This is a genomic window from Thiorhodococcus mannitoliphagus (assembly GCF_010915725.1).
GTDB classification, from domain to species: Bacteria; Pseudomonadota; Gammaproteobacteria; order Chromatiales; family Chromatiaceae; genus Thiorhodococcus; species Thiorhodococcus mannitoliphagus.
Genome location: NZ_JAAIJR010000001.1, coordinates 108,327 through 118,515, shown reverse-complemented (window position 1 = coordinate 118,515; position 10,189 = coordinate 108,327). Strand labels below are relative to the sequence as shown.

General features: G+C 61.6%; 10 protein-coding genes. 8 read left to right on the top strand and 2 right to left on the bottom strand.

The genetic code is table 11. The annotated features are described in order from the left end of the window. Nucleotides 1-2: 2 nt before the first annotated feature. The 6 genes from G3480_RS00515 (at nt 3) to G3480_RS00490 (ending at nt 2,994) form a co-directional block, all read left to right on the top strand. On the top strand, nt 3-1,058 hold the full coding sequence (locus G3480_RS00515; protein ID WP_164651698.1) for a restriction endonuclease subunit S: 1,056 nt from the start codon (nt 3-5) through the stop codon (nt 1,056-1,058). Next, complete coding sequence (locus G3480_RS00510; RefSeq protein ID WP_240905488.1) at nt 992-1,318, top strand: restriction endonuclease subunit S; 327 nt, start codon at nt 992-994, stop codon at nt 1,316-1,318. The genes G3480_RS00515 and G3480_RS00510 overlap by 67 nt, the downstream gene beginning before the upstream one ends. Next, nucleotides 1,311-1,478, top strand: a complete 168-nt coding sequence (locus G3480_RS00505; RefSeq protein WP_164651696.1) for a hypothetical protein — start codon at nt 1,311-1,313, stop codon at nt 1,476-1,478. Before G3480_RS00510 ends, G3480_RS00505 begins: the two co-directional genes overlap by 8 nt. Nucleotides 1,479-1,550: 72 nt before the next feature. Continuing rightward, nucleotides 1,551-1,835 carry a type II toxin-antitoxin system ParD family antitoxin gene (locus G3480_RS00500; protein ID WP_240905487.1) on the top strand — a complete coding sequence of 95 codons (285 nt, stop codon included), beginning with the start codon at nt 1,551-1,553 and terminating at the stop codon, nt 1,833-1,835. A gap of 30 nt (nt 1,836-1,865) precedes the next feature. Next, the gene (locus tag G3480_RS00495) at nt 1,866-2,219 is read left to right on the top strand and encodes a hypothetical protein (RefSeq protein WP_164651695.1); all 354 of its coding nucleotides are present in this window, start codon (nt 1,866-1,868) and stop codon (nt 2,217-2,219) included. Next, nucleotides 2,197-2,994 (top strand): hypothetical protein, encoded by a 798-nt coding sequence (locus G3480_RS00490; RefSeq protein ID WP_164651694.1) that lies wholly within the window; start codon nt 2,197-2,199, stop codon nt 2,992-2,994. Before G3480_RS00495 ends, G3480_RS00490 begins: the two co-directional genes overlap by 23 nt. A 158-nt stretch (nt 2,995-3,152) precedes the next feature. On the opposite strand, the gene G3480_RS27760 is transcribed toward G3480_RS00490, so the two are convergent. After that, complete coding sequence (locus tag G3480_RS27760; protein WP_206171416.1) at nt 3,153-3,572, bottom strand: hypothetical protein; 420 nt, start codon at nt 3,570-3,572, stop codon at nt 3,153-3,155. Between G3480_RS27760 and G3480_RS00485 the strand changes: the two genes are divergently transcribed. Both G3480_RS00485 and G3480_RS00480 read left to right on the top strand, forming a co-directional pair. After that, complete coding sequence (locus tag G3480_RS00485; RefSeq protein ID WP_206171415.1) at nt 3,564-6,176, top strand: DEAD/DEAH box helicase; 2,613 nt, start codon at nt 3,564-3,566, stop codon at nt 6,174-6,176. The two genes, G3480_RS27760 and G3480_RS00485, sit on opposite strands and share 9 nt — an antisense overlap. Nucleotides 6,177-6,178: 2 nt before the next feature. Beyond that, complete coding sequence (locus G3480_RS00480; RefSeq protein ID WP_206171414.1) at nt 6,179-8,740, top strand: type I restriction endonuclease subunit R; 2,562 nt, start codon at nt 6,179-6,181, stop codon at nt 8,738-8,740. A 204-nt stretch (nt 8,741-8,944) separates the two neighbouring features. On the opposite strand, the gene G3480_RS00475 is transcribed toward G3480_RS00480, so the two are convergent. Beyond that, complete coding sequence (locus G3480_RS00475; protein ID WP_164651692.1) at nt 8,945-10,132, bottom strand: DesA family fatty acid desaturase; 1,188 nt, start codon at nt 10,130-10,132, stop codon at nt 8,945-8,947. Nucleotides 10,133-10,189 lie beyond the last annotated feature (57 nt).

The following is a 10,189-nucleotide window of genomic DNA, read 5'->3' as shown; positions in this document are numbered from 1 at the left end:
CTATGCGTGACACCAGCTTTCCGGCCGTTCAACTTGGCAAAGCGTGTCGACTTGTCACTGATGGTTCGCACTTCAGCCCGACACCCCAGGTTGAAGGTCGCCCCATCGTAAATGCCAAAGACATCCCAAGTGGAAGAATCGACCTGGCGACCTGTACGAGGATCTCGGAAGCCGACTGGCAATTGCTGCGGACACAGAACTGCGCGCCTCAGGTTGGTGACGTCCTCTTATCGAAAGATGGAACCATCGGGCGAGTCGTGCATTACCGCGAGGATCAGGGCGTTGTGCTGCTCTCGTCAATAGCACTCCTTCGTTCAGATGGCAGTTTCGATCCTGAGTTTCTCACTCAGGTGCTCCGCTCGAACCTCTTCGATTCTCAGCTGTTCCGTTTGCAGTCAGGCAGCGCCCTTAAACGTCTGGTGCTGGCCGACATACGGAAGATCCAAGTCCCCCGTCCCTGTCGAGACGTTCAGCAACGCATCGCCGAAATCCTCTCGACAGTCGACGATGCCATCGAGCAGACAGAAGCGCTCATCGCCAAGACGCAGCAGATCAAGGCCGGCCTGATGCACGACCTCTTCACCCGAGGCGTGACGGCAGAGGGCCAGCTCCGGCCACCACGCGACGAGGCCCCGCAGCTCTATAAGGAATCGCCGCTGGGCTGGATTCCGAAGGAGTGGGAGCTGCCAAACCTCGGTACGATGGCCGAAATCGCGTCAGGCGTAACGCTGAACGGTGACATCGACTTGGGCCACATCGAAGTAGCCTACCTCAGGGTTGCCAATGTGCAGGACGGCTACCTCGACCTCAACGAGGTCAAGACGATCCGCGTGAATGCAGCGCAGCTTTCAAGGCTAGCGTTGCGTCGCGGTGACGTGCTCATGAACGAGGGGGTGACTTCGACAAACTTGGCCGAGGTACGGTTTGGAACCAGGAAATCGAGCCCTGCATTCACCAGAATCACGTCTTTCGAGTGCGGCCACGCAGCGAGATGCTGCGGTCACAGTTCCTGGCGTATTGGTCGCAGTCATCCTTCGGAAAGAAGTATTTCGTCTTGAGTTCGAAGCAGTCGACCAATCTTGCGTCCATCAATTCGACACAGTTGCACAATTTCCCGGTCGCCTGGCCGCATCTGGAAGAACAGCAGCGAATCGAGGACAGGCTCGGGACGGCCGACGGTCAGCTCGCGGGACTGCAAAATGAGCTGGCCAAGCTTAGCCAGCTCAAAGCCGGCATGATGCATGATCTTTTAACCGGTAGTGTTTCTGTAGCGGTCGAGCGCACACCTGAGCCCAAGGAGACTGCAGCGAATGTCTGACTACCTCCACGTCGAGAAGCGCTTGCTTCAGTCAGAGCAAAGCGCGCTCGAAAAACTCCTGGCGGAAATCCCAGAGGATCACGTGATCGAGCGACTCGGGCTCGAGTCCAGGAAGCAAGAAATCGAGGACTTGCTCCAACAGGATGATGCTGGCGAGTAAATCACCCCGTAGGTCGAGGTCCAGGACTCAAACGGATCGCTATGGTGTGATGCGCTGTATTGCACCAATCGTATGACGCGCTACGCGACGGAGATGAGCATGGGAAGGGTCCGCAAGACGATCACACTGACCGACCAGCAGGGCGCATGGGTCAAGGCGCGCATCGCGCGCGGGGACTTCACCAACGACAGCGAATACATCCGCGACCTCATCCGGCGCGATCAGGAGCGAAGCGCGGAGATCGAAGCAATCCGCCGTGCGCTGATCGAGGGCGAGAACAGCGGTATCGGCGAACGGACCCCGGACGAGATCGTGCGCGCGGCGAAGGAATCGCTGAAAGCCGATGGCCGGATATAGGCTGACGACCCGCGCGGCGCAGGAGTTCGAATGAGCGAGCACCTCCACGTTGAGAAGCCCTTCCTCGACCAGCTCGCGGCGCTCGGCTGGCAGGTGGTCGACCAGGGCCAAGGATGTATCACCTCTGACCCAAAGAAGAGCCTGCGCGCGAGCTTCCGTGAGTGGCTGCTCCCCGAGGTTTCCGCGACGCGGTGCGCACCATCAATCTCACGCCTGACGGCACACCCTGGCTCACCGACCGTCAGCTTGAAGCCCCACGCGCCTTTTCACGAGGCCCAGATGGAGTACAACGAGGTCACCGGCGAGGTCAATCAGTCTTTAACCGCAACGGTGCCACACACATTCAGGGATGTCTTCGACGATGATCGCCGCTCTGTCGCCTGAAACACGCTACTCAGGTTCGAACGATTCTGCGCAGTGGCGCGGCCACGTCGTCATTGATGAGGCGCGGTTCAGGTCCTACGTGGCAAGTCGGGTCAAAGCGCGTGTGGAAGACGACGAAGCTCAAGATCCTTTCGCCGCAGAGCTGCGTGGGATGGCCACGACGGGGATGGAGACCGAGTGGGTCGAGCAGTTGCTTCGCTCGGTTCCGGAGGAAAAATCATGGGCGGTCGGAGAGGCCCTCGCGGAGTGCGTTCTGGCCGATGACGAGAGCCGCGAAATCTGCTGGCCTTGGAATTCGGTGCGTGACCGTCGCACTCCCAGAGCCAGCCTGCCAGGCGCTGACCTCGTCGGCTTCTGCAAAGAGGGCGATGTGGTCCTTCTGCTCTTTGGCGAGGTAAAGACGTCGTCCGACGCAAGCACGCCTCCGAACGTCATGAACGGCAGCGGAGGGATGGCGTGGCAGCTGAAGGACGAGGCGACACGCCTCGACATCCAACACGCCCTGCTGAAGTGGCTACGGGCACGATGCGAATCTCCCGAGCATCGAGCCCTCTATCAGGCAGCGGTTACCCGTTATGTTCAGTCCCTCGGCAGGGAGATTCTCCTGGTTGGGATACTCCTCCGCGACACCGAGCCGAATGAGCGGGACGTGATTGCGCGAGCCAATGATCTTGCGAAAAGTCTTCCGAGCCCGACACGTATCGAAATCACGGCCTGGTATCTGCCTGTCCCGATAGAGGACTGGGCAGTGTTGGTTCATGGGGGTGTGCCATGACGACAGGCGCATGGCTGCAAACGGCAATTGGGGAGGAACGCCTTCGCCAGATCTCGATGGAAGCGAATCGGCGAAGGCTTGGCAGTGCGCTGGACATACCTTTGCCGGCGACCGACGAGCGAGAACTTCGGTTCGTCACAAACGCGCTTGAGCTCCAGCTATTCGATACGCTGGAGGATGAGGAGCATGCGTCTGAGCTGACGGCCGTCGCGGCCGAGACGTTCCAGATCGCAAGGACGCTGGCATGGCCGCAAGAGCCCGTAGCCTCCGCCGAATGGCTCGTTCGGCTGGGTTGTATCGCTGTGCTCGGTGATCGCTCGGCTGACTTCCGGCGCACTCTGGCCGAGTGCGAGCTTCCGATCCTTCCGCTCGATTCGCCAGACTGGGGAGTCCGAGTTTGGTCCTCGATCCTGGATATCTGGCTGCGCCTTCTGAGAAAGAGAGGGTGGGAGGATCTCGATGCGGTCCAGGGGCGAATCGCTGCGATTCGTGAAGCTCAACGCGAGCTTGAGCCAGGTTTCCTCGCCGAAGCGGAGGCGCGAAAGGACGTGCAGCCCGCTTGGGAGCTGATGGCGCATTACCATCTTGCGAAGGCTGCGGAGATTTTGGGGATCTACCTCGGTCAAGGATCGGCCGATGGTCACTACGACATTCGGGAGCAGCTCGAGGCGCAGTTCGACCGAGCGGTTGGCGCGTGTGCTCGTGGCCAGCTCATCGAGCGCGAGACGATGTCACGTCTGCTCGCGCGGACTGCACGTGCCATGGTGGACAGCAGCATCTGGACAGTGACGCGTGCCGTGAACAGCAGGGTCACCCGATTCGTCGAGTCGTTGACGGCCCGTGATCGAAGACGGCCGATCTTCGAGATGCTGCCGCCTCAGAGGCGGACCTTGAGGGAAGAAGGCCTGCTCGGCTCCGGTCACCGGTCCGTCGTGGTGAGCTTGCCGACATCAAGCGGCAAGACGTTCATCGCAGAATTTCGCATCTTGCAGGCGCTGAACCAGTTCGACCAGGAGAAGGGTTGGGTCGCCTATCTTGCGCCCACGCGTGCACTCGTGAATCAGCTTACTCGGCGGCTCCGTCACGATTTCGCCCAGTTGGGACTTGTCGTCGAGAAGGTGAGTCCCGCCCTGGAGGTCGATGGCCTCGAAGCTGGGATGCTGACCGAGGCTGACCAGGCGCAGCAGTTCCGGATCCTGGTGACCACCCCAGAGAAGCTGGACCTCATGTTACGCGGGGGGTGGGAGGACAGGATCGGACGGCCCCTTACCCTGGCAGTTGTGGACGAGGCGCATGGCCTGGCCTCCGAGAACCGTGGGCTCAAGCTGGAGCTGCTGCTTGCAACCATGAACCGCGAGTGCCGCTACGCGCAGTTCCTCTTGCTGACGCCTTTCATTCACAACGGCGCCGAAATCGCTCGCTGGCTCTCCCCAGACAGCAATAAGAGCATCGATTTGGGCGTCGACTGGACCCCAAACGACCGTGTGGTCGCGATTGCCCGAGCACACCAGGGCGATGGCAGAGGCGAGTTTAGTGTGGCGCTGCGGACTCGGCATACCTCGCGCAACACCCTGGATATTCCGGAAGAGATCGGCATTGGCGAGCCACGTCCTCTGGGCTTGGCTTGGTCTGCAGTGAAGAATTCACCCGGCAAGATCGCGGCAGCAACAGCACAGGTCCTTAAGAAGCGCGGAACCGTCATCGTGCTCGCCGACACTCCAGCGGCAACCTGGAGCATCGCCGACGCATTCAAGGTCGAGGAGAACAAGCGCCCCCTTGACGGTGACGACCTCGGGCACGTGCAACGGTTTCTCGTCGACGAGATGGGCCAGGACTTTCCGCTCGCCAGCCTGCTGGAGTATGGCGTCGGCGTTCATCACGCTGGAATGTCCGATGACACGCGCGCGCTCGTGGAGTGGCTGACGGAGAACGACCGCTTGGGCGTTCTGGTTGCCACGACGACCATTGCTCAAGGCGTGAACTTCCCTGTGTCCGGTGTCGTATTCGCCAGCCACCAGTACCGATCACGAACGTTTCCGTATCGGACCGAAATGCCGCCCGAGGACTTCTGGAATATTGCGGGTCGCGCGGGGCGCGTGGACCAAGGAGATCTCGGGGTCGTAGCTCTGGCAGCTCAAGACGACACCAAGCAGCAGGTGCTGGAAGAGTTCATTAATGCCTCCGTGGGCGAGCTCAACTCGACGCTCATCGACATGGTCGAGCAGGCTGTCAATGTCGGTTCGATTCTGAATCTGGAATCTCTATCGCATCAGCCTGGCTGGTCTGCCTTCGTTCAATACCTGGCTCATACATACCGGCAGATTGGGAGTCACGACCTATTCGCTGCAGAAGTCGAGCAAATCTTACGCGGAACTCTGGGGTTCCAAGCACTCCGTAAGAACCACAAGGGCTGGGCGGACGCCCTTGTGTGGGGTGTCTATGCGTATGCTGAAAGGATCAAAGGAAAGCCGCTCGCCCTCGTTGACGCAACGGGGTTCTCATGGGAGTCCGTGAACGCCACCCTGGCAAGACTCGGTCAGGAAAAGCTGCCTGACGACATCTGGTCCGCCGAGCTATTCGCGGGCCGTCGAGACGACCTTCGTCGAATGATGGGGCTGTTGCTCCAGGTGCCTGAGCTTCGAGAACCTCTCGAAGATGTGACGGGGGGAGCAGGCTCGGATGGAGACAAGCTCGCCCGAATCCTTTGCGACTGGGTCCAAGGACGCCCGCTCACCGATATGGCAAGCGAGTATTTCGGTAAGAACGTCGGACAGGAGGACGAAGAAGCCGCGACCGACCCCGTCGCTGCGATGACGGATTGCTGTCGAAACATTTTTGGAAGGCTCACCCAAACAGCGTCATGGGGCCTGTCCGCACTGCAGTCGCTCACTCTGGGCAGTGCTTTCGACGCCTTGCCGCTGAACGAACAAAAGAGCCTTCGCAATCTGCCGGCGCGCGTCTACTACGGCGTCAACTCGGACGAGGCCATCGCCCTCAGGCTGCTGGGCGTGCCGAGGAGTGCAGCACCGGTCCTTTCAGCGAGTCTCGGAATTGGCGCGGACGAGCCGCTTCATCAGATCCGTGCTCGGCTCCGAGCAACCGATGTGGGGGAGTGGATAGCGGCGATGGGCGAGCGAGGAGAAAGCTACCATCGAGTCTGGTCAATCATGGAAGGCGATTAGCGATGTCCGAGTACCTCCACGTCGAGAAGCCCTTCCTCGACCAGCTCGCGGCGCTCGGCTGGCAGGCGGTCGACCAGGGCCAGGGGCTTATTCCCTCGGACCCCGCAAAGAGCCTGCGCACGAGCTTCCGTGAGTGGCTGCTCCCCGAGGTCTTCCGCGACGCCGTCCGTGCGATCAACCTGACGTCCGACGGAACGCCCTGGCTGACCGACCGCCAGCTCGACGACCTGCGCGACCAGATTGTGCGGCAGCCCAATCGGACGCTGCTGGAGGCCAACGAGACGATCCAAGCGCTCTTTCTCAAGGCCCAGGTGGACCGCAACGAGGTCACCGGCGAGGCCGACCCGGTCGTCAAGCTCATCGACTTCGCGAATCCAGAGCGCAACCAGTTCCACGCCATCAACCAGTTCCGCATCGATACGCCGGGCTGCGTGAAGAGCTGCATCATCCCGGACATCGTCCTCTTCGTGAACGGCATTCCGCTGGTCCTGATCGAGGCGAAGATCGGCGATCCGAATACGGCCAACCCGCTGCACGCCGCCTACGAGCAACTGCGACGCTATCGCAACGCCCGGCCAGAAACCATCAAGGCCGGCCTGCGCGAGGGCGAGCCACGACTCTTCCATACGAACCTGCTGCTGATCCGCACCTGCGGCGAGAAGGCCGAATTCGGCACCATCACCTCTGGACACGAGCACTTCTACGCCTGGAAGGACGTCTGGCCCGAAAGCAACCGCACCTACAGGCCGCCGCTGGGCGTCGAGCGTGAGCAAGAGACGCTCATCCAGGGGCTGCTCGCGCCGGACACCCTGCTCGATGTCCTGCGCACCTGCACGGTGTTCATGGATACCGACTCCGGCAGACGTATCAAGGTGGTCAGCCGCTACCAGCAGTACCGCGCCGCGCGCAAGATCGTCGACCGACTGCGCTTCGGTCAGTCGCCAGAGTCCCGATCCGGCGTGGTCTGGCACACGCAGGGCTCGGGCAAGTCGCTCACCATGGTCTTCGTCGCTCGCATGCTGCGCGCCGCGGCGGACCTGGAGGACTTCAAGATCCTGCTCGTCAACGACCGGGCCGACCTGGAAGAGCAGCTGGCAGGCACCGCCAAGCTCATTGGCGGCAAGGTCAAGGTGATCGAGAGCACCGCGCAGCTCCGCGAGCATCTCAGCACCGACGCCTCGGACATCAACATGGTGATGGTGCACAAGTTCAACGAGCGCGCGGAGACGCTGCCCGATACGCTGGCCCTGGCCCTCGCCTACGGCGGCAAGCCGATCCCCAGGCCCAAGGTCCTCATGGCGGCCGACTCGGCAGCGGCGATCTATCGCGCGATCCCGTCCAGCAAGACCTTCGGCGTCGTGAATCCGTCCGACCGCATCGTCCTGATGATCGATGAGGCTCACCGGACTCAGGGCTCCGATCTGGGCGACAACCTCTTCGAGGCCTTCCCCAACGCGACCCGGATCGCCTTCACCGGAACCCCGCTCATCACCGAGCAGCACGGTGCCAAGCGCACCGTGAAGCGGTTCGGCGACTACATCGACCAGTACAAGCTCATGGATGCCGTGCACGACGGCGCCACGCTCCAGATCCTCTACGAAGGCCGCACGGCCGACACGGCGCTCAAGGACAAGCACGGATTCGACGCCAAGTTCGAGAACCTCTTCAAGGCGCGCAGCGAGGAGGAGATCCTCGCGATCAAGAAGAAATACGGCGCAACTGGCGACCTGCTGGAGGCCGAGAACCGCATCGAGGCCATCGCGAAGGATCTGGTCGATCACTATGTCGACAACATCTTGCCGGACGGCTTCAAGGCGCAGGTCGTCTGTCACTCCAAGCTGGCCGCGATCCGCTACCAGAAGGCGATCCGCCGAGCGCTGAATGAACGCATCGAGCGAGAAAAGCAGAAGCCCGAACCGGATGCGGAGCTGATCCGGCGCATCGAGTTCTTGAAGGTTGCCGTCGTGGTCTCGTCGGACCCGACGAACGAGCCGGCGGCTATCACCGAAGCACGCAGGGAGGCGAAGCGTTGGAATGCGGTCGAGAATTTCTGTCGACCCTTCGACCTCGACGACCACGACAAGGCGCTGTCCGGTATCGCCTTCCTCGTGGTCTGCGACATGCTGCTCACAGGCTTCGACGCCCCCATCGAGCAGGTCATGTATATCGACAAGAAGCTGCGTGAGCACAACTTGCTGCAGGCGATCGCGCGCGTGAACCGGGTCGCGACCAACAAGCACCGAGGCTTCGTCGTCGACTACATCGGGGTGTTCGAAGACCTTGCCCACGCCCTCACCATCTACGCCGAAGAAGATCCGCAGGATGTTCGTGAGGGTCTGAAGAGCATCCTGAGCGAGATGCCGATCCTGGAGGAGCGCTACCAGCGGTTGCTGCAGCACTTCATCGCGGCGGCGGAAGGAATGGCTGCGGAGACAAGGCGCGGCGCTAGAGGTGTGAGAATGCGATTTGGCGCATTGCGTAGTTGCGACGCCCTTGAGCTTTCCCCTCAACGACCTCGCAAATTCAGCAGAACGAATGCTCCCCGGCGACGAACGGCGTGGTAGGTTGCGTCCCCTCGATTAAGAACGTGTCCATCAATTGTTTCCCGATGCGAGCGATGCCGCCCGAAATCCCCCCTAGCCCCCCTTTGCGAAAGGGGGGAAGTTGTTGATGGTCACTTTCTAAGTGTCTACCGCCTCCAACCCTTTGTACGCGAAAGCACCCGCCTGGCTCGATCGCCGCGCGACCGAGCCAAGATCAACGCAGAGTCAAAGGGCTCGTGCGGGCTCCAGCGAATAGCCGCGAAGATTCCGCGAGAAGTGCTCCAGCGCCTGAATGCCCGTGGCTTCGGCCTGCTGGCACCAGTCTTGGAGCATCTTGAGCAGCGCCTCCTGCGTGGGTGCGCGGCGCTCCCAGACCTCTTGAAGCTGCTCTCTGAAGTGGTAGACGGTCGCTAGCGTCTGGTGTTGGGCCAAGAGTTGCTCGACGCGCTGGCGGGCGGCGGCATCCAGCCGACCGGCTTCCTTCCCGAGCAGCTTCTGCGACCTGCGCACCAAACGGCGGCAGTGGTTGGCGTCGCGGCAAAGCGCGTCACGCGCGACCGGGGCGAGCACCTCTTTGCCGTAGCGCGCGATCACATGCATGCGCCCGCGGATGACGGCGCTGAGCGTATCCATGTCCAACTGCTGCTTTCCGGCGATGACTCGTGGCTGCGGCGCAACATGCCGAACCTTGGCAAGCCCAAGGATGCTCAGCACACGGATGTAGAACCAGCCGAGATCGAATTCCCACCATTTCGACGAGAGGCGCGCCGAGGTCGGGAAGGCGTGGTGGTTGTTGTGTAGTTCCTCGCCGCCGATCAAGATACCCCAGGGCGAGAAATTGGTGGAGGCATCGGGCGACTCGAAGTTGCGGTAACCGGCATAGTGCCCGATGCCGTTGACCACGCCAGCGGCCCAGAAGGGGATCCAGAGCATTTGCACGGCCCAGATGACGATGCCGTAGACCCCGAACAGCAGCAGATCGATCGCCAGCATCAGGCCGAGGCCCTGCCAGTGAAAACGGTCATAAACGTTGCGCTCGACCCAGTCTCGGGTTTGACCCTTGCCGAAGCGCTCGAGGGTATCCGGATCGCTAGCCGCCTCGGCATAGAGTTCGGCACCCTCGGTGAGCACCTTGCGCAACCCCAGCACCTGGGGGCTGTGAGGGTCCAGCGGGGTCTCGCAGCGTGCATGATGGCGGCGGTGCACGGCGACCCACTCGCGGGTCACCATGCCGGTGGTGAGCCAGAGCCAGAAACGAAAGCAGTGCGCGACAACCGGATGCAGGTCCAGGGCGCGGTGCGCCTGAGAGCGATGTAGATAGACCGTCACTGCAACGATCGTAATGTGGGTCATGACAAGGACAGCGAGAACAGCCTGCCAGACACCGATATCGAGGACGCCGTAAGGGGTCATTCGGAACTCCGGATCGGTCGAGGGGGGAAGTCGAGGCAGATCGCTGAAAGCGGCCAG